The sequence below is a fragment of the Paenibacillus sp. FSL R10-2199 genome (assembly GCF_038000235.1).
Classification (GTDB): Bacteria; Bacillota; Bacilli; order Paenibacillales; family Paenibacillaceae; genus Paenibacillus_AQ; species Paenibacillus_AQ phytohabitans.
In genome coordinates, this window is the sequence record NZ_JBBOBO010000001.1 from 5,631,520 (window position 1) to 5,649,582 (window position 18,063).

Annotated in this window: 22 protein-coding genes and 1 pseudogene; 2 read left to right on the forward strand and 21 right to left on the reverse strand. The window is 52.3% G+C overall.

Annotation, left to right across the window (positions count from 1 at the left end):
- Positions 1-5 precede the first annotated feature (5 nt).
- The 9 genes from fabF to NYE33_RS24665 form a co-directional block, all read right to left on the reverse strand.
- Positions 6-1,244 carry a beta-ketoacyl-ACP synthase II gene (gene fabF / locus NYE33_RS24625; protein ID WP_083442770.1) on the reverse strand — a complete coding sequence of 413 codons (1,239 nt, stop codon included), beginning with the start codon at positions 1,242-1,244 and terminating at the stop codon, positions 6-8.
- Positions 1,245-1,465: 221 nt separating this feature from the next.
- On the reverse strand, positions 1,466-1,699 hold the full coding sequence (locus tag NYE33_RS24630) for an acyl carrier protein (RefSeq protein WP_039307421.1): 234 nt from the start codon (positions 1,697-1,699) through the stop codon (positions 1,466-1,468).
- Between the two features lie 121 nt (positions 1,700-1,820).
- Entirely contained in the window at positions 1,821-2,570 is a 750-nt protein-coding gene (gene fabG, locus NYE33_RS24635) for a 3-oxoacyl-[acyl-carrier-protein] reductase (protein WP_039307455.1), read from the reverse strand.
- Between the two features lie 51 nt (positions 2,571-2,621).
- A complete protein-coding gene (gene fabD / locus NYE33_RS24640) occupies positions 2,622-3,545 on the reverse strand; it encodes an ACP S-malonyltransferase (RefSeq protein WP_341068007.1) in 924 nt (307 codons plus the stop codon).
- 90 nt (positions 3,546-3,635) lie between these two features.
- Complete coding sequence (locus NYE33_RS24645; protein ID WP_341068008.1) at positions 3,636-4,625, reverse strand: beta-ketoacyl-ACP synthase III; 990 nt, start codon at positions 4,623-4,625, stop codon at positions 3,636-3,638.
- Positions 4,626-4,633: 8 nt separating this feature from the next.
- Positions 4,634-5,623: a phosphate acyltransferase PlsX gene (plsX, locus tag NYE33_RS24650; RefSeq protein ID WP_042136916.1), complete on the reverse strand. Its 990-nt coding sequence runs from the start codon at positions 5,621-5,623 to the stop codon at positions 4,634-4,636.
- Positions 5,607-6,203: a transcription factor FapR gene (gene fapR, locus NYE33_RS24655; protein ID WP_039307413.1), complete on the reverse strand. Its 597-nt coding sequence runs from the start codon at positions 6,201-6,203 to the stop codon at positions 5,607-5,609. Before fapR ends, plsX begins: the two co-directional genes overlap by 17 nt.
- A 312-nt stretch (positions 6,204-6,515) precedes the next feature.
- Positions 6,516-6,689 carry a 50S ribosomal protein L32 gene (gene rpmF / locus NYE33_RS24660; RefSeq protein ID WP_019911234.1) on the reverse strand — a complete coding sequence of 58 codons (174 nt, stop codon included), beginning with the start codon at positions 6,687-6,689 and terminating at the stop codon, positions 6,516-6,518.
- Between the two features lie 53 nt (positions 6,690-6,742).
- A complete protein-coding gene (locus NYE33_RS24665; protein WP_039307410.1) occupies positions 6,743-7,264 on the reverse strand; it encodes a YceD family protein in 522 nt (173 codons plus the stop codon).
- A 204-nt stretch (positions 7,265-7,468) separates the two neighbouring features.
- Between NYE33_RS24665 and NYE33_RS24670 the strand changes: the two genes are divergently transcribed.
- Entirely contained in the window at positions 7,469-8,707 is a 1,239-nt protein-coding gene (locus NYE33_RS24670) for a nucleotidyltransferase (RefSeq protein ID WP_341068009.1), read from the forward strand.
- Here NYE33_RS24670 and NYE33_RS24675 read toward each other — a convergent pair.
- Entirely contained in the window at positions 8,697-9,737 is a 1,041-nt protein-coding gene (locus tag NYE33_RS24675; RefSeq protein WP_341068010.1) for a SepM family pheromone-processing serine protease, read from the reverse strand. The two genes, NYE33_RS24670 and NYE33_RS24675, sit on opposite strands and share 11 nt — an antisense overlap.
- A 160-nt stretch (positions 9,738-9,897) precedes the next feature.
- On the opposite strand from NYE33_RS24675, the gene NYE33_RS24680 reads away from it, so the two are divergent.
- Entirely contained in the window at positions 9,898-11,151 is a 1,254-nt protein-coding gene (locus NYE33_RS24680) for a nucleoside recognition domain-containing protein (RefSeq protein ID WP_340946094.1), read from the forward strand.
- Here the strand turns inward: NYE33_RS24680 and coaD are convergent.
- The 11 genes and pseudogenes from coaD to NYE33_RS24735 all read right to left on the reverse strand — a co-directional run bounded on the left by coaD (position 11,123) and on the right by NYE33_RS24735 (position 17,792).
- Positions 11,123-11,641: a pantetheine-phosphate adenylyltransferase gene (gene coaD, locus NYE33_RS24685; protein ID WP_144026102.1), complete on the reverse strand. Its 519-nt coding sequence runs from the start codon at positions 11,639-11,641 to the stop codon at positions 11,123-11,125. The genes NYE33_RS24680 and coaD overlap by 29 nt on opposite strands.
- Entirely contained in the window at positions 11,625-12,233 is a 609-nt protein-coding gene (gene rsmD, locus NYE33_RS24690; protein ID WP_042136912.1) for a 16S rRNA (guanine(966)-N(2))-methyltransferase RsmD, read from the reverse strand. Before rsmD ends, coaD begins: the two co-directional genes overlap by 17 nt.
- A gap of 361 nt (positions 12,234-12,594) precedes the next feature.
- Positions 12,595-12,870: a hypothetical protein gene (locus NYE33_RS24695; RefSeq protein ID WP_076244880.1), complete on the reverse strand. Its 276-nt coding sequence runs from the start codon at positions 12,868-12,870 to the stop codon at positions 12,595-12,597.
- Positions 12,871-12,925: 55 nt separating this feature from the next.
- On the reverse strand, positions 12,926-14,653 hold the full coding sequence (locus tag NYE33_RS24700) for an alpha/beta fold hydrolase (RefSeq protein WP_341068012.1): 1,728 nt from the start codon (positions 14,651-14,653) through the stop codon (positions 12,926-12,928).
- Between the two features lie 77 nt (positions 14,654-14,730).
- Positions 14,731-15,196 (reverse strand): annotated as a pseudogene (locus NYE33_RS24705) (GNAT family N-acetyltransferase).
- Positions 15,197-15,248: 52 nt separating this feature from the next.
- Entirely contained in the window at positions 15,249-15,500 is a 252-nt protein-coding gene (locus tag NYE33_RS24710; protein ID WP_042136908.1) for a hypothetical protein, read from the reverse strand.
- A gap of 142 nt (positions 15,501-15,642) precedes the next feature.
- On the reverse strand, positions 15,643-15,777 hold the full coding sequence (locus NYE33_RS24715; RefSeq protein WP_099052468.1) for a sporulation protein YjcZ: 135 nt from the start codon (positions 15,775-15,777) through the stop codon (positions 15,643-15,645).
- Between the two features lie 151 nt (positions 15,778-15,928).
- On the reverse strand, positions 15,929-16,351 hold the full coding sequence (locus tag NYE33_RS24720) for a hypothetical protein (protein ID WP_340946106.1): 423 nt from the start codon (positions 16,349-16,351) through the stop codon (positions 15,929-15,931).
- A gap of 100 nt (positions 16,352-16,451) precedes the next feature.
- The gene (locus tag NYE33_RS24725) at positions 16,452-16,733 is read right to left on the reverse strand and encodes a holin (RefSeq protein ID WP_039305999.1); all 282 of its coding nucleotides are present in this window, start codon (positions 16,731-16,733) and stop codon (positions 16,452-16,454) included.
- Positions 16,734-16,738: 5 nt separating this feature from the next.
- Positions 16,739-17,542, reverse strand: coding sequence for a glycoside hydrolase family 73 protein (locus tag NYE33_RS24730; RefSeq protein WP_341068014.1), 804 nt, complete (start codon positions 17,540-17,542; stop codon positions 16,739-16,741).
- 145 nt (positions 17,543-17,687) lie between these two features.
- Positions 17,688-17,792, reverse strand: coding sequence for a sporulation protein YjcZ (locus NYE33_RS24735; RefSeq protein ID WP_200905976.1), 105 nt, complete (start codon positions 17,790-17,792; stop codon positions 17,688-17,690).
- Positions 17,793-18,063 lie beyond the last annotated feature (271 nt).

Here is an 18,063-nt window from a genome sequence, read left to right on the forward strand (position 1 = left end):
TCCCCCTACTTATTATATTTTTTGAGTATAACAGTCGCGTTATGGCCTCCGAATCCGAATGAATTCGACATCGCGATATTTAGATCCGCTTTGCGGGGCACATTCGGAACATAATCCAGATCACAATCCGGATCAGGGTTGTCCAAATTAATCGTAGGAGCAATCATGCCCTTCTGCAGCGAAAGACCGCAGATAATCGCTTCCACGCCGCCGGCAGCGCCAAGCAAGTGGCCTGTCATTGATTTGGTGGAACTGATTGCTACCTTGTACGCGTGCTCACCCAGAGCTTTCTTCACAGCCGCGGTTTCCGACTTGTCGCCTACCGGTGTAGATGTACCATGCGCATTGATGTAATCGATATCCTCCGGATTAATTCCGGCATCGCGGATCGCCATCTTCATGCAGCGTGCTGCACCGTCAGGATCAGGCTCCGTCATATGATGGGCATCGGCACTCAGGCCATAACCAATCACTTCGGCGTAAATCTTGGCTCCGCGTTTCTCTGCATGTTCCAGAGATTCGAGAATCAGGATTCCTGCGCCTTCACCCATAACAAAACCGTCACGGTCAACATCGAACGGGCGGCTTGCCTTCTGCGGCTCGTCATTGCGGGTGGACATGGCTCTCATTGCACAAAAGCCTGCCATACCTGTAGGTCGGATGGTTGCTTCTGCACCGCCGCAGATCATCGCATCCGCATCACCGCGCTGGATCAGGCGGAAGGATTCACCAATGGAATGGCTACCTGTGGCGCAAGCGGTTACCGTTGTTGTATTCGGCCCTTTGGCACCGAGATTGATCGACAGCTGGCCGGAGCCCATGTTGGCAATCATCATTGGAATGAAGAACGGGCTGACCCGTTTCGGGCCTTTTTCCAGCAGCAGATTGTGATTGTCTTCCCAAGTACCCAGACCGCCGATACCGGAGCCGACAGAAACACCGATACGCTCAGCATCGATATCTTCACCAATCTTCAGTCCGCTGTCCTTCAGGGCTTCTTCGCCGGCAGCAACCGCAAATTGCACGAAACGGTCCATCTTGCGGGCTTCCTTACGGCCGAAACGTTCCTCAGCATTGAAATCCTTGACCGAAGCTGCGATTCGCGTAGTATATTCACTGACATCAAAAGCCTCAACAAGAGATACTCCGGATGTACCGCTCATCAGACTGTCCCAGAACGTTTCCAGATCCTTGCCCAGCGATGTCATCACTCCCATACCTGTAACAACCACTCTTTGACTCAAACGCGTTCACCCCATCTGTAGGCTGTATATACTTCTACAACATGTAAATGTATTCCGGCCAGAAGTCTATATAAACTGCAGTCGCCGCAAAATTAACCAATCTGCGGTTCTGTTATTTTCCCCATAAAGATGCTCATGCACCCTTTGCTGCTGCCCTTAAATTACCTTAAAATGAGGAGAAGTCCCGCCCTGGCAGGAACGGGACCCTCAATCATATGACTCTAGGTATGAGATTGTATGTACTTCACAACTTCACCCACGGTCGTAATACTCTCTGCATCTTCATCAGAGATTTCCATATCGAATTCATCTTCCAATTCCATAACCAATTCTACTACATCAAGAGAATCAGCACCTAAATCATCTTTGAAAGACGCTTCTAATGTTACCTCAGCTTCATCGGCACCTAAGCGGTCGATGACAATGCGTTTTACACGCTCCAATACATCGGACATCCGGTTCACCTCCTCTTTTGGTATTATACGAGATATGAAGTCAAAATACCATAGAGCACAAAAAACGCTTTCTGGCCGCCTCTGCTCTCTTCCCCCGTAATGATCTAACGCTGGCGTTACCTTACATGTACATTCCGCCATCCACATGAAGTGTCTGGCCTGTCATGTAGGCTGCCCCTTCCGAGGCCAGGAATACCGCCGTATTAGCAATGTCCTCCGCCCGCCCAAGCTTAGCAAGGGGAATCCCCTTAACCAGCTCACTGCGGACTTCATCGGACAGCTCACGGGTCATATCGGTATCGATGAACCCCGGCGCAATGCAGTTCACGGTAATTCCCCGTGAAGCCAGCTCGCGTGCCGCGGATTTCGTCATCCCGATAACCCCAGCTTTGGCAGCCGTATAGTTCACCTGACCGGGATTACCCGTCACACCCACGACAGAGGAAATATTGATGATCCGGCCGTAACGCTGCTTCATCATCGGACGTGTCGCTGCCTTCAGGCAATTGAACACACCCTTCAGATTCGTCTCGATGACCTGGTCGAATTCTTCCTCTTTCATGCGCATAATCAGATTATCCCGGGTAATGCCGGCATTATTCACAAGAATATCGATTTTTCCCCAAGTGTTAATAACCTCTTTCACGAGGTTCTCCGCCTGTTCGCTGTTACCGACATTCCCTTGCAGAGCAATTCCTTCCGAGCCCAGCTCCTGAATCCGGGCTACAGTTTCCTCTGCCGCCTGAAGGCTGCCCGAGTAGTTCACGGCAACCTTCACGCCCTGCTCCGCCAGTGCCAGTGCAATTGCGCGGCCAATCCCCCGGGAACCGCCGGTAACAAGGGCGGTCTGACCTTTGAGTGCTGCAAACATTTCCAGTTGTCCCCCTTCAATAATCATGCCGCTATTCTCATGCCAAGCGGATTACCAGCCAGTCTGAGCGTTCTCGAGACTGTTGATATTCACGAGCTTAACATTCTTGTCAATTTTGCGGATCAGGCCTGCCAGCACGCTGCCGGAGCCGATCTCTACAAAAGTGTCCACGCCGTCTGCAATGAGCCATTCCACGCTGTCCTGCCAGAGTACAGGAGAGAATACCTGCGCTACCAGCAGATTACGAATCTCTTCCGGATCCGTAACCGGGGCAGCTGTGACATTGACGATTACCGGTATAAGAGGAGCATTAAAGGTTACTTTCTGCAGCTCTGCAGCCAGCTGTTCAGCGGCTTCCTTCATTAATGAGGAGTGGAACGGGCCGCTGACCTCCAGCGGAATTGCCCGTTTGCCGCCTGCTTCCTTAACGCGCTGCACCACTTCATTCACGCCAGCCACGGTGCCGGAAACCACGATCTGTCCCGGGCAGTTGACGTTAGCCAGCTCAACGGAATTGCCAGCCTCTGAAATACTGCGGCAAAGTTCCGTGAGGGCTGCACGGTCTGCGCCAAGTGTAGCAGCCATAGCCCCTTGTCCTCCTGGTACAGCTTCTTCCATGAATTGTCCGCGCAGACGTACCAGCCGCACTGCATCCTCATAAGAGAGGACCCCGGCGGCTACAAGAGCGCTGTATTCACCAAGACTGTGACCTGCTACATAATCAGGCGTTACCCCTAAATGCTGCAGAGCTTCCAGATAAGCCACACTGGCTGTAACTAATGCCGGCTGTGTATTGACAGTCTGCTTAAGCTCGCTCTCAGGCCCTTCAAATATAAGCTTGCTTAGCGGAAATCCAAGTACTTCGTCACCCTTTTCAAATACTGCACGGCTCTGCGGCAGGGCTTCATATACATCCTTACCCATACCAACTGCCTGTGCACCCTGACCGGGAAAGACAAATGCGATTTTACCCATGATGCTAAAAGCTCCCTTCCCGTTAACAGCGGCTCCTCCCGCCTTATGCCCGGGTAGAACCGCTTCGTTCTGTTAGTAATGCCCTGTTCTTTACCAGATCAGTACGGAAGCTCCCCAGGTGAGTCCGCCGCCGAAGCCGACCATAAGCACAGTGTCGCCTTCCTTCATCCGGCCTTCCTCTGCTGCTTCCACAAGTGCCAGCGGAATGGATGCCGCTGAAGTATTCGCATATTTATCAACGTTGATGACACATTTCTCAGGCGGCAGATCCAGACGCTGCATCGCCGATTGAATAATCCGGATGTTGGCCTGGTGAGGCACGAACAAGTCGATATTCTCCTTGGTCAATCCCGCTTTGGTAAGCACACGTTCCGTAGCCGTACCCATCACGCGCACTGCGAACTTAAATACTTCACGGCCGTTCATATAGATAAAATGCTTCTTGTCTTCTACCGTCTGCTGGGAAGCCGGCATACGTGAACCGCCTGCTTCCATCTTGAGCAGGCTGCCGCCGGAACCTTCAGCGCCAAGATCGAAGGACTGGAAGCCGCGGCCTTCCGGAACTTCACCTACGATAACTGCGCCGGCACCATCACCGAACAGTACACAGGTGTTGCGGTCTGTATAATCCGTGATGCGCGACAATGTGTCCGCACCGATAACAAGCGCATTGTTATACATGCCGTTCTGGATAAAGCCGGTTGCCGTAGCCAGACTGTAGACAAACCCGGAGCAGGCTGCCGACAGGTCAAAGGCCGCAGCCCCCTTAGCGCCCAGCTTGTCCTGAAGAATACAGGCTGTGGATGGGAAAGTGCTGTCCGGTGTAACTGTGGCCACAATAATAAGATCAAGCTCTTCCGCCTTCATGCCGGCGGATTCCAGTGCCTTCAGCGCTGCTTCATAAGCAAGATCGGAGGTGGCTTGCTCCGGAGCGGCAATATGCCGTTCCCGGATACCTGTACGGCTGACAATCCATTCATCGTTTGTGTCGACGATCTTCTCCAGATCGCTGTTGGTCAATATTCTTTCGGGTACATATTTACCTGTACCAATGATTCCTACCGGACGTAATTGTTTCATATCGTCACTCACTTCCCGCTAATTTCTCTGGATATACTGGCTACCAGATCCGCCTGCAGCGCAATCCGGGCCTGCCTTACCGCATTCTTCACCGCGTTGCCGTCGGAGGAACCATGCCCCTTCACTACGAGACCGCTAAGACCGAGCAGCGGCGCTCCGCCGTGCTCCTTATAATCCATTTTGCCCTTAAGACTTCTAAGCTCCGGCATCAGTATGGCTGCGCCCAGCTTAGTCTTAAGCGACTTGCTGAATTGCTCTTTGAGCAGAGCGAACATGGCCCCTGCCGTTCCTTCCAGCGTCTTCAGAAGGATATTGCCGGCAAACCCGTCACAGACCAGCACATCGCAGGCTCCGGTGAGCACATCCCGCGCCTCCACATTGCCAACAAAATGAATTCCTGTCAAAGCTTCAAGCAGCGGATAAGCTTCTTTGGTCAGCTCATTCCCCTTGCCCGGCTCAGTCCCTACGTTCAGCAGGCCTACCCGGGGCTTCGCAATGCCATGGACCTTATTGCGGTATATGCTGCCCATCAGGGCATATTGGGCCAGATGCTGCGGCTTGGCATCCATATTGGCACCAAGGTCCAGGGCTAATACGCCGACATCATCCAGCGTCGGTATCATCGCCACCAGGGCAGGACGTTCTATACCCTGCATTCTTCCCACAACCAGCAGCCCCGTAGTCATAAGTGCTCCGGTATTGCCTGACGAGATCATGGCATCGGCTTCACCTTCGCGCACCATCCGTCCGGCGACTACCATGGACGAATCCTTTTTACGGCGGACCGCCTTCACCGGCTCCTCATCGGAACCGATCACATCTCCCGCATGACGCACCGTCACATTAGACGGCTTGTTCTTCAGCAGCGGCGCAAGTCTGGCTTCATCACCGACCAGCACGATCTGCGTATCACTCCACTCCGCAGCTGCAGCCAGGGCCCCTTCTACATTACACTCAGGAGCATTATCCCCGCCCATGGCATCAATGGCGATCAGCACTCCGGTTTCCCCCTTCGCTGTACTCTTCAATTGCAGAACGGTACACTACAAAATGGCCTTGAAATACCAGTTCTTCTCCAACATATGTAAACACGTCCACCTCAGCTTTGCCGTTCCGGCCCGCAAGCGAGCGTACCTGCGCTTTGGCGATACATTTCTCACCCAGCCGGACCATGCGCACGAACCGGATATCGGCTGAAGCTGTCAGGGCAATTTCATCATTGATAACAGCAACTGCCAGCGAATTCGCCTGGCCGAAGACATAGTGGCCGCGGGCAATCCCGTTTCTGGAGAAGACATGCTCTTCACGGATCTCAAAAATAGAAATCCCGCTCCGGTCCAGCTGCAAATCGACTATATCACCAACCACTTCGTCGACAGGCAGCGAGCGGACCTGATCATAGGAGTGCTCTGCCATTTGCTTCATCCGTTCACGCAGCTCGGGAATCCCCAGCTCCATCCGGTCCAGCCGGATCGTCTGAATGCTCACCTTCAGCTGGCGGGTCAATTCCCGGTCCGTTACAAAAGGATTACCTTCAATGATTGAGAGCAGCTGCTGCTGCCGTTCTTTCTTGGACAACCGTTCGATGGCGACTCACCTCCTGGCACATGCCTCTAATGAAAAGCATCCGGCCGCAAGAGTGGCCGCTTGTAGTTATAACTCTCTGTTCTTAATTAACAATTAGAACCAGGTACTAATATGTAGTATAAAGCATGACGCCGCAAAAATAAAGCTTTGACTTGAAAACCCGCGCAAACCCGCGGCGGGCTTGGGGAAACGGTGCAAGAATCTGAAGGAAACTATCATGTAAAGCATATAAATTCATATATCCCCAAAAAAATAGCACTTCACCGGCAGATGAAGTGCTACTCTTATATGCAAATTTGCAAACTATTGTTTGATGATCTCTCTTGCTTTGTAGGTTCCGCAAACTTTGCATACGTGGTGAGCCAGTTTCAGCTCTCCGCATTGTTCACATTTCACCATACCTGGAACTACCAGTTTAAAGTGAGTACGACGCTTGTCACGGCGTGTCTTGGACGTTCTGCGTTGTGGTACTGCCATGTTAATCAACCTCCTGATTTTGGTTTTGACCCGTTATAACCCGGGATTTGTTCTTAGTTATCTTGCTTGGTAAAGAATCCTTTCAACCCAGCGAGTCTTGGATCGATCACTGTGTTGTCGCAACTGCAGGTGCCTTCGTTCAAGTTCTGTCCGCATTTCTGACAAAGACCAAGACAGTCTGCCTTGCACAATACCGAATCCGGTAAGTGCAGTACGAAATTTTCTTCCACATAGGGGATAAGATCCACAATCTCATCCTTGATGTAAATGAGTTCCTCACCTTCATCTTCCGGAAGAATTGGCTGTTTAAGCCACTTGAAAGTCTCAGCGAAAGGAATGTTCAGCTTACTGTTAACCTCCGTGAGACAACGTGAACATAACATGTCCACTTCTCCACTCAGTGTTCCCACCACGTTCACACTATCGGTTCCCGCGGGCAGCGCTTTAAGGTCTACTGAGAGTGGTGCAACAGCAAGAATATCCTTGCGCCCTTTGACAACCTCACTGACATCCACAACATCGTGGAGGACCAGGGGCTCGTCGGCATTCGCTAATTTGCGAAAGTGAATGTTCATAGTTATCACTCCAAACAAACAAAATTTATTATACCTATTATTACCGGACTTTGTCAACCATTTTTCCTTTATATTGTTTCAGGGACAGAGACAATTTATGATATACATAAGTTAAATACAAGAAATCTGCAAAAAACGGGAAGGAATGAACCTGATTCCGGAACCCGAATCGTCAGATATCCCAGAATAGGGCGTGAAGCAAACGTGACAACTGTAGGCATTATAGCCGAATATAACCCTTTACATAACGGGCATGTCCATCATTTCAGCGAGGCCAAAAGAATCTCCGGAGCCGAAAGCTCCATCGTCATCATGAGCGGCCCGTTCACCCAGCGCGGCGAGCCGGCGGCGGTCAGCAAGCGCGCCCGCACCGAGATGGCGCTGCATATGGGCGCCGACCTCGTGATTGAGCTGCCGGTGGCGTATGCCGTCCAGCCGGCGGAATGGTTCGCCTTCGGAGCGGTATTCCTGCTGGAGGCGACCGGCGTCGTGGACAGCCTGTGCTTCGGCTCCGAAGCCGGCACTTTGGGCGCGCTGCTCCCCCTGGCGGGATTCCTGGCCGAGGAGAGCAGCGCGCTTAAGGACGAGATCCGCGCGCGCATGGCGCAGGGCGCGGGATTCCCCGCCGCATACAGCGCAGCTGCGGCGGCGGCCTGGAAGGTCTCTTTCATGGGAGAGGAGAAACCGGCAGATGCCGAAATTCTATTGCGGCAGCCCAACAACAGCCTCGGCCTGCACTACCTGATCGCGCTGCAGCGGCTCGGCAGCGCGATCAGGCCCTTCACCGTGCCGCGGACCGGCGCGGGCTTCCATGACCCGCTGCAGGGCGGGTCGTCCATTGCCAGTGCGACAGCAATCCGCAGGCTGCTGCAGGAAGGCGGCTCTCCGGCGGCATACATGCCGGAGTATAGCGTGTCCATCCTGGAGAGAGAGCATGCAGCGGGCCGGGGGCCGGTTATACTCGAGGACTTCCGGGCTCCGCTGCGCCACGTGCTCTCCACACACTCAGCAGCCGAGCTGCGGACGGTGCAGGATATGAATGAAGGGCTGGAGAACCGGATACTCCGCATCCTTCCCCAGCTCGGCAGGTTCACGGTCGCCGGTCTTCTGCAGGAGCTGAAGAGCAGACGCTACACCCATACACGGCTGCAGCGTCTTCTGCTTCATACTTTGCTGAATCACAGCAAAGAAGAAATGACCCCGGCCGCACTGGCCCAGGGTCCGGGTTATATCCGGGTTCTCGGCTTCCGGGAGAGCGGCCGCAGGCTGCTGAAGCAGATGAAGCAGCGCGCGGCACTTCCGGTAGTGACAAGCCCTGCGCGCTTCTCCCATCCCATGCTGGAGCGGGATCTGCAGGCGGCAGCTGTGTTCGCTGCTGCCTATGCCGATCCTGTACGAAATGATCTATACAGCGATTACCTGGAGCCGCCGGTCAGGATTTGATGACCGGCTGTTCTTCCATATATTTCAGCGCGTCTGACAGTGTCGATACCGGAATCAGCTTCATGTCGGTGCCGATCTGGTCAGCTTTCGCCTTGGCTTCTTCATAGTTTTTGACCGGAACGAAGAAGAATTCGGCACCTTTGCGGTCAGCAGCCACAATCTTATGCTTCACTCCGCCGATTGCCCCCACATTTCCCTCAGCATCTATTGTACCCGTACCTGCTACCCGGTGGCCCTTGGTCAAATCCCCCGGAGTGAGCCGGTTATAGATTTCCATGGTGAACATCAGTCCTGCGGAAGGTCCTCCTACATTCGTATCCACAAAACTGACGCCTTTCCCCTCTTCCTTAGGCTGCACCTTCTGAACGGCTCCGATAACAACCCCGAAGCCCGGCCGTCCGGCCGAGGTTTCTTTATCCTTAACCTCCACCAGCTTCACCTGCTCGGAAATTTCCTTGCCTCCACGCTGCAGGACTACCTCAACGGTATCGCCGATTTTGTATGCGGACAGCAAGGCGGACAGAGCCGCCGGATCGGCTGCGTGCTGTCCTTTTACACTGATAATCTTGTCGCCCGGCTTGAACTGGCCCTGATTGGTTGAGTCCGGCACCGAGAACACGTACAAATAATCCACAATATCCTCATACGGCACTTTGGCAGCATGATAAGCGGCCTGTACAGCATACGACTGTGAACTGTTCATATAAAAGACCTGCTCAGCCGCGTATTCCTGCTCCGTCTTATCCTGCAGGCGGGTCTCTTTCAGGACAACCTCTGCATTCGAGTTAAATACGGAGGCGACCAGAAGAGCCACATTGGCATAACTGGCAGATACGGTAGTCATCATGAACGTGCCCTGCTCCTCGGGATCAGCATTCTCCACCTTGATCATCGGGGCTACCTCGGAGGCGCTTCCCGGCTGATACACAATATACGGAGTATTCATAAAGACAGCAACATAGAGAATGACCACAAATGTAAATAAGTAGGCTGTGGCGCGGATACCCACACGGCGTTTCTGTTGCCTCAAGTCTCTTCCCCTTCTTTCCCGCGGCATGCAGCCCCGGCATTGGAATGTGCTGCCAGGAGCCGGGAGCTTCTCTCCGGCTGTGGCATGATGGTTGTCTCCCCTGCATAAATTGATAACAAGCTCTGCCCATGTCCTAAGCTATGAAGAGGTGATGCTACTAATGATTAACTTTACAATACGGCGGTTCTTCCGGGGTTCAGCTCCATTCCTATCAGGGGCGGCTGCGATCCTGCTCGCTATAGCGATCGTCCTGGCACCGGAATCGTCATTCAAGGCTTCCCTTGCGGGACTGAAGCTCTGGTGGACCCTTGTCTTCCCGGCACTGCTGCCATTCCTGATCCTGTCAGAGATGCTGACCGCTTCAGGGTTCGTGCATGGCATCGGCGTCCTGCTGGAGCCGCTGATGAAACGCCTGTTCCGGCTTCCCGGAGCAGGCGGCTGGACGCTTGTGCTCGGAATCACCGCCGGCTTCCCGGCCGGAGCCGGAGCGGTAATGCAGCTGCATAAGCAGGGGGACATCACGGACAAGGATGCCGGACGTCTGGCCTCCATGGTCCATTATGCCAGCCCGGTTACACTGCTTATTGTCGTCGGCACCGCTTTTCTCCACAGTCCGGCAGCCGGATATGCCCTGCTTGCCATTCACTGGCTGTCAGGCCTTGCCGCCGGATGGCTATCCGCTCTCTTCAGCGGAACGCGGAAGAATAGCGGGGCCGCCGCCACTGTCAGCAGACTGCCCGGCAGAGGCCCGCACGCCAAAAAAGCATCCTTGCCCGGGCGAATCCATCAGGCGGCACTGGATGCCCGTGCCAGAGACGGACGGGGCTTCGGCAAGGTGCTCGGCGAATCTGTATCCGCCGCCGTCCAGAATCTGATGATCGTAGGCGGCTATATGATCATGTTCGCTGTAGTTATTAACATCATCACCAGGCTGCTGCCGCAGCTCCCGTCCCCGCTGGCTTCCGGAGTGTTTGAGATTCACCTCGGCGCCCATGCGTTAACCTCGGATTCTGCCAGCCCTGGAGGGTTCTTGTCCGGCAGTCTTCTCGGTCCCGCTTTGCTGTCAGCTCTGCTTGCCTGGAGCGGAATCTGCGCACAGCTTCAGGCGCTGACGGTGCTTAAACCGGCTAATGTCCGCTTTCTCCCGTTTGCTGCAGTCCGGTTATTGCATGGACTAACCGCCTTTGCACTAACCTTCCTGCTATGGAAGCCGCTCGTAAGTATCCGCGCCGCTGTACTTCCGGTCTTCACCGGTACCGGTTCAGGCAGTCTGGAACCCGGCTTGGGCACTGCAACCAGAATATGGAGCTTGTTCCCTCAGATCCTTAGTCTGCAGGGACTAATACTCCTGCTCCTGTTAAGCTTATCAGTGGCTCTAAAGCTTTTTACTTGGCGCCGCCATCCATCCGCTTGAACTTAAGCTTCATAGCCTGTTCCACTTCAGGCGTTACAAAATCCGAGACATTCCCGCCAAAGTGGGCAATTTCCTTAACCACACTTGAGCTAAGATAGGAATATCTCGGATTGGTCATCATAAATATCGTTTCCGCTTCGGGATCCAGATTATGATTAATGGATGCATTCTGCAGCTCATACTCAAAGTCCGTGACCGTACGGATTCCCCGGACAATCACCTGTGCATCCTTTTGCCGGACATAATTAACGAGCAGATCACGGAAGCTGTCGACCTCTACATTCGGGATGTCCGCTGTAGCCTGGCGCAGAAGCTCTGTGCGCTCCTCGACTGAAAATAACGGATTCTTACTTAAATTGTTCAGCACCGCCACAATCAGCCTGTCGAACTGTTTCGCTGCACGATGAATAATATCCATATGCCCCAGGGTTACCGGATCAAAGGTTCCGGGATAGATTGCCACACGCTCTTTTCTAATTTGCAGACTCATCATTAACCTCCTCGCCACTGACGGCAACTTCCTGCAGAGCAGCTTCATACTGATAGATTGAGATCGTAGTCTCCCCATATACGGATTGCCGTGTCCTGCTGAATCCCGGTATATTCTCCGGATATTCATAACCCGATTCATGCTCAAGCACAATTACGGCATCAGGCTTCAGCAGATTCTTGGCTGCCATCGTCATCATAAGCTCATCCCCGTGCTTCAGACGATACGGAGGGTCCAGAAATACAAGGTCAAACGCTCTCCCCCGCTTCTCCAGCGCAGCCAGTGCTCTTCCGGCATCATTGCGGTAGACTTCGGCCTGCGCCTCCACCTTGGCTGCCTTGAGATTCGCCCGCACAGTGTCGAGCGCCTTCTGCTCCATATCCACAAATACGGCTGCTTCCATCCCTCTGCTCAAGGCCTCAATCCCAAGTCCCCCGGTACCGGCATACAGATCCAACGCCGTTCCGCCTTCAAAATAAGGACCGATCATACTGAATAAGGCTTCCTTCACTTTATCGGTTGTAGGCCGGGTGCCCTTGCCTGGAACACTCTTAAGCGGCCTGCCCTTTGCAGTGCCCGATATTACTCTCAACGATCATCCACCTGCTTTTATGTCTCTATTTATTATGCCGTTTCAGGGCATAAGTCCAAGCCTATAGTACCACAATTATTCCGTGAAATAAAAAGATTGTCCGACTTTGTCACAATGCGCTGTTCAGAAGTTTTGGAGAACGGATGTATAAAAGTCCGGCAACCGGGCCATCCTGTAACTATCGACATCGCAAAATGTCGTAGACAACCGCGGAGCAGGCTTACGTTTCCCCATAAGCTCTTCGTCCGGTTTCTCCTCTCCCATGAAAGAGGCTCCCGAAAGGGAGCCTCGATTTTTTGTGTGATGGGAAACCTATACAAAAAGAAAAGCCCGGCACCATGCAGTGCCGGACTAAGAAAATTTATTTAATTCTTTTAATGAGCGCCTCTTGCTCAATCGAGCGTGCCGAGAGGAGTTCGATAATCCGATGCTGATTCTCCAGAATGGACTCCATCCGGATTACCCGTTCATTGGTATCCAATACCGCACGTTTAATCAATTCCTGATCCTGCTTCACTATTTGCACTTCTTGCTTCAAGCCGGTCTGTTCAGTCTCAATCCGTTCCAAGCGCTCATTCACAGGCTCTAATTCTTCACGAATGACGGATCTTAACAACTTTGCCAGATCATTATCCATGCGCCCGCTCCTTAAAACTTAATAAATAGATTGTACCAGAACCAAGCTTCTTATTCTACCTGCTCTGCTTCAAAATCCACTGCCCCATATCTTTAATCACCTGCTCATCGACCATACCCGGGACATTATATTCATCCGGTGTTCCTGCCCCCGCTCCTTCATAACCTACGAAGAAATGATTCAGGCCCGGATACAGCTTGAACTCTGCCAAGCTATTATTCTTCAGAACATCCTTCCAGAGCGGATAATCCACGTCCGCATAGACCTGGAAATCATCGCTTCCCTGCATAACAAGCACAGGTTTGGTCAGTTTCCGGCCCAGCTCGGCGGTACTGTGCTGATCCATTTCCTTAAAGTAATAGGCAGCTGCACCAAACACAGCCGGAGCTGCTTTGGCCTGCTCGTCTGTCAGTGCCGGCAGCGCCTTGGCTTTGGCCAGCTCCGCATTCACGCTGGAAGCGGCCTCTGCCTTAGCCGGGATAGCATCATCCAGCCTGGAGATCACTCTCATATTCTGGTCGTAGATAATCTCCCACAAGCTTCGCGGTGAGCCAGCAAGCAGGATTAACCCGGCGAAGTTACCGCCATCCGCATCGATTCTCGGGCCCAGCATCCCGCCCAGGCTGTGCCCGGCAAGATATACCTGCGCAGCATCCAGACGCTTGTCCTTCTTAAGCAGAGCTGCCGCTGCAATGGCATCTTCAACCGTTTCTTCCTTAACGGTAACCGATGCGGCAGCACTACCCATGAATTCCTGCGGATAGCTGTAGCCCCGCTTGTCATAACGCAGAACTGCAATTCCCTGCTCTGCAAGGCCATATGCGATGTCACGGAAGGGCTTGTACGCATATGCCGCTTCATTAAGATCAGAGATACCCGATCCGTGCACCAGTACTATAGAAGGCAAAGGCTTGCCGGTAGCTTTGGGGAGTGTCAGAATGCCCTTAAGCGGATGTGAGGTGCCTGCTCCTACTGTAACCGCTTCTTCGGTAACACCTGCCGGCAGAGCCAGCTCCGGCGCTGCTTGCGGATCTTCGTACGGAGCAAACAATAGTCCCTGAATCTGGCCACTGCTGTTAACTGTAAGCGTCACCGTGAGCTTTCCATGTGCAAATACAGCGGTACCGGACAGAGAATACCGCCCATTGTCACGGCTGCTTTTCAGTGAACCGACCTTACCATACTCTCCATAAGCAGCAGTAAAGCCCTCCCAGACCTGCTGAAGTTTGAGACTCGACAAGTTATTCCGCACCTCTGTACTGAAGAACCGGTCTGATAATGCTTCATACTGGCCGGAGGCAAGCAGCTTCATTACTGACTCGGTATAATTCTGCGGTGTGCTTACTTCTGCCTGGGCGGAGCCCGGACCGGGCTTGGTGATATAGCCGATCTCATCCAGCAGCGGCAACGGCACATAGATACGATTGTTCTTCAGAACAGCTGCACCTTCAATGGTAAGTGTATCCTTTCCATTTAGGATAAACTGACCGCCTCCCAGCTTCATCAAGAGCTCTATACCGCTGAGCTTGATTTGCAGACTGGAGCTCTCTTTTATGTAAGCCGTCTGAAACCCCAAAGCTTCCCCCGCCTTACGGACAGGCACCATGATCATTGTACCCTCCAGATATGGCGCCTCGGCTACAGGGAACTTCAATACTTCACCGTTCACACTCAGAGTTACTTTGTTATCCGCTGCCTGCGCTACCCGCGGTGTGACAAAGCCCGCAGATAACAGCAGAGAGCAGGCCAGCATGGACAACAAGAATCGTCTTGGTCTTCTCATTGATTACAACTCCCTTCAATAATCACATCCTTTTGTTTATACGGGGCGTTTGGCAGATAGTTACATAATTCACAAACTTATTTTCCGCCATTCAAGTCCTGTGATAAGCGCACCATATCCCTGCAATGTATGCCATTTTCATATATGATCTCCGCGTAGTGTCTGGTGAAAAAATCAAAATCTATGCCAACGATCCGAAAGCCGCATTTTTGATATAAACGCCAGCTGCCCCACACTTGAATTCCCCGTCCCCAGTTCAATAGTTGTATAGCCCGTTTGCTTCGCCGTCTCAATAGCCTGCTGCACCAGCATCTTGCCGATCCCTTTGCCCTGATGCTCTTCAGCAACCGCCACATTCACCAGCTCGGCTGTATCCGGCCGGGTAGGCAGCAGCACATACACACCCAATACCTCCTCATCCTGGACAGCAATATAGCAGTCTCCACTAGTGAGGTAGTTCTTCACCAATGATACGGACGGATCGGCGGACAGCAGCAAATCCATCGGCGGCAATTCGCCGGGCAGCAATTTCCTGATATCCATACATGCCTCCTTGTTCTGAAACATCAAATCCTGTATCTCAACCAGCGTAAATTCAAATTCTGCCCGATTCTTTCAATAAAATAAAATCATGGCCGCGCCGGGTCATCTTCATTCCGGCAGTCCGGACGGTTACAGTGCCATTGCCAGCTCTCAGGAAGCTCACATTCTCCACCATCCGGCTGTCCACAAGCTCCTCCATAATATCGGCATACGCCCCGGCCTCCAGCCCCATTTCATCCTGACCGACCGGCTTGTCCAGTTCAATCCGCTTAAGTATGGCATAGACCAATTCCTTCTCTTCCATGAAGCACCTCTTTCATAACTGCACTGATTGCCATGAAGACAATGACTACTATTATCGCATATTTCTGCCAGACATAGCTAATCAGAAAAAAAAGCGCAGTCCCAAGGCCTTTGCCCGGGACTGCGCTGATTGACGTTAAGGTCTAGTAGAAGCAGGCACTCAGAATAATAACCAGCAGGATATAAAGTACCAGAATCGCACCGGTTGAAGTCCAAGGACTTACCGGAACCACATTAACGCCGCCTACATTACCACCGTATCCGCAATCTGCACCCATGAGATTACCTCCTTCAAAATGATGACTACAGAACAGAATATGAGCAGAATGCCTTAACAGATTGGGCGAAACGGTCAAAATTTGGGGGTATGTACAAGGGCATCCTGCCCGCCCGGTCAGCTGGGCCGGACAGGATGCATGAATCAGCAGATTAATCGGAAACAAGAATTCCGTCAAAGCTCTCAGGACCTACACGGACCGTACCGAGAAGGTTAGAGGTGATGAATGCCGTATAAGTCAGTTGCGGAGTAACTGGAGGATTGAAATCATCCGCAGAGAACGTAATAACCTGTGGAGCCAACACACTAAGGCTGAAAGTTGAGGTGGCAGAATACACAAGCGGATCCGTGGGCAAAGTTCCTCTTACAATACTAATAGTGACACCAACCAGTGCAAGCGGAAGCGACACAGATACCGTACCTTTAAGAATTACACGCGGATTCGTCGTTACACCTTGAGTGATAAGACCAATCTGCCCAAATAGCTGGGGAGCATTGATAACCAGAATCGGTATTGCAATAGAGTTGGCAGTACTGGCATTCTGCGAAGTTCTTCCATCAATATAAGTTCCCATATCAAGCACCTCCTTTCTTCATATACAGTGTATTAACAAGTCCCCGGGAATGCTTGGATATATCGCCAATGCACATCTCCCCATATCAAGAGCAGCCTGCTTAGTCTTCCTTGGTAGTCCCACCACGCTTGTTAAACGCCAGTTCAAACAATCCTGTCGCCGACAATCCCGCAAGCCCGCCTGCCCATAAACGCAGAATAAGGTTCATGTCTGTAAAAGGATAGGCTACAGCTCCGACCAGCAGACCAATACCCAGTCCCACTGCGGGAACAACGTTGCGCGGAAGATTCACACTGTTCTTCACCAGTTGAACCAGTGCCATCACAAAGACGGCCAACAGCGAAGCAAACGCCAGCACATTGTTAAGCGCATCGTTGTACATAAGTTCTACACCTCCTTCCTGGTAACCAGCAGTCCGGCCCTGTTCAGCACCGTCAATATCCGGTAGAAATCATAGCTTCCTCCCGTAGGGGTATCGAGTAATCCCGCTGCCACCGCTGCCTGAACCGCCGGCTCTGCCCAGGCAGGTATACTGACTGCAGCACGGCCTTCTATTGCGGTAACCCTTTCTGCTACTCCTTTAATTGCCTGTCCCTGTTCCAGAACACCTGTTTTGAGTGTATCCCGGCTCACTGTAAGTCCTGCCAGCAATACCCGCATCTCCTGAAGCTCCGTTTCCAGAGTCGCAAGCCTTTGTTTATCTTCAGCCGACATCTCCTCATCCTCCTTCAGCTCATCGTATTGATACAAGTTATAAGCATCCATAATCTGAATCAGCTTTGACGCGTAGTTCGGATCGGTCGCATACCCTGCAGCGGCAATCTCCCTGGCAGCCGTTCTGCCGTCCGCTCCAATCACCTTGCTGTATAAGTCCCGGTTCCAGGATACGCCCTGGGCAATCAGCGCAGAATGGTCGGCCACAGACTCACCCCAGTTATTGTAGGCTCTGAAAAGCGCAGATACCTGCACAGCTTGGCCGTTCCTATATTCCGTAGTCCGGATTGATAAGATTCCGGCGGGTCCGCTGCCTTTGATGCCAAACAGATTATTAGCCTTCACGGTCAGGCTGCTGTTCCCCCAGCCGGATTCCAGCGCGGCCTGGGCAATTGTCAGGGAAGCCGCAATATGACTGCGCTGCATATCAGCCACGGCAAAGGAGACCATTCGGGAGATAAACTCAGAATCCGTCATTTCATCACATCCCTTCCTACTATATTAAATGCTCGTTCAGTTATGCTGCCTGTGCTTATCCCTGATACTTCAAGGTCATTTATGCAAGAAGCGCCGGAGCTCCCGCTCCGGCGCTTCTTTAAGTTATTCGTCCGGTTAGCTTCAGCTAAAATACGCTGAGGATAATAACCAGCAAGATAAACAGTACCAAAATGGTAGCAGCAGATGTTCCAATACCGCAATAGCCGTAACCAGCCACATTCTCTCCCATTACAATTCCTCCCTCAGCCTGTGCCGTCGTATTTGTCTTTCCTTAGCATCATATGCCTGAGGTCCTGAAAAAACTGGGCTGATGCACAATATGGTAATTATAAGCAAAAAAAGTATTGTGAATTCTTCCACCGTAGCGTAAACTAGTAATAATTAACTATATCGGAGGGACTAATTTACTATGCCTTCATATTATTTTAAGGAGTTCTGGACACCGCTGAGTTGGATAGGTATTAAGTTTTTCCGGGATGACGAAGGATTTCTTTGGATTA

What these genes read in the sequence shown, in the direction of transcription:
- NYE33_RS24630 (WP_039307421.1), bottom strand. Translation starts at nt 1,699, where the DNA reads ATGTCCGATGTATTGGAGCGTGTAAAACGCATTGTCATCGACCGCTTA.
- fabG (WP_039307455.1), bottom strand. Translation starts at nt 2,570, where the DNA reads ATGTTTGCAGCACTCAAAGGTCAGACCGCCCTTGTTACCGGCGGTTCC.
- fabD (WP_341068007.1), bottom strand. Translation starts at nt 3,545, where the DNA reads ATGGGTAAAATCGCATTTGTCTTTCCCGGTCAGGGTGCACAGGCAGTT.
- NYE33_RS24645 (WP_341068008.1), bottom strand. Translation starts at nt 4,625, where the DNA reads ATGAAACAATTACGTCCGGTAGGAATCATTGGTACAGGTAAATATGTA.
- rpmF (WP_019911234.1), bottom strand. Translation starts at nt 6,689, where the DNA reads ATGGCAGTACCACAACGCAGAACGTCCAAGACACGCCGTGACAAGCGT.
- NYE33_RS24665 (WP_039307410.1), bottom strand. Translation starts at nt 7,264, where the DNA reads ATGAACATTCACTTTCGCAAATTAGCGAATGCCGACGAGCCCCTGGTC.
- NYE33_RS24680 (WP_340946094.1), top strand. Translation starts at nt 9,898, where the DNA reads ATGATTAACTTTACAATACGGCGGTTCTTCCGGGGTTCAGCTCCATTC.
- coaD (WP_144026102.1), bottom strand. Translation starts at nt 11,641, where the DNA reads ATGAGTCTGCAAATTAGAAAAGAGCGTGTGGCAATCTATCCCGGAACC.
- NYE33_RS24695 (WP_076244880.1), bottom strand. Translation starts at nt 12,870, where the DNA reads ATGGATAATGATCTGGCAAAGTTGTTAAGATCCGTCATTCGTGAAGAA.
- NYE33_RS24700 (WP_341068012.1), bottom strand. Translation starts at nt 14,653, where the DNA reads ATGAGAAGACCAAGACGATTCTTGTTGTCCATGCTGGCCTGCTCTCTG.
- NYE33_RS24710 (WP_042136908.1), bottom strand. Translation starts at nt 15,500, where the DNA reads ATGGAAGAGAAGGAATTGGTCTATGCCATACTTAAGCGGATTGAACTG.
- NYE33_RS24715 (WP_099052468.1), bottom strand. Translation starts at nt 15,777, where the DNA reads ATGGGTGCAGATTGCGGATACGGTGGTAATGTAGGCGGCGTTAATGTG.
- NYE33_RS24720 (WP_340946106.1), bottom strand. Translation starts at nt 16,351, where the DNA reads ATGGGAACTTATATTGATGGAAGAACTTCGCAGAATGCCAGTACTGCC.
- NYE33_RS24725 (WP_039305999.1), bottom strand. Translation starts at nt 16,733, where the DNA reads ATGTACAACGATGCGCTTAACAATGTGCTGGCGTTTGCTTCGCTGTTG.
- NYE33_RS24730 (WP_341068014.1), bottom strand. Translation starts at nt 17,542, where the DNA reads ATGACGGATTCTGAGTTTATCTCCCGAATGGTCTCCTTTGCCGTGGCT.
- NYE33_RS24735 (WP_200905976.1), bottom strand. Translation starts at nt 17,792, where the DNA reads ATGGGAGAGAATGTGGCTGGTTACGGCTATTGCGGTATTGGAACATCT.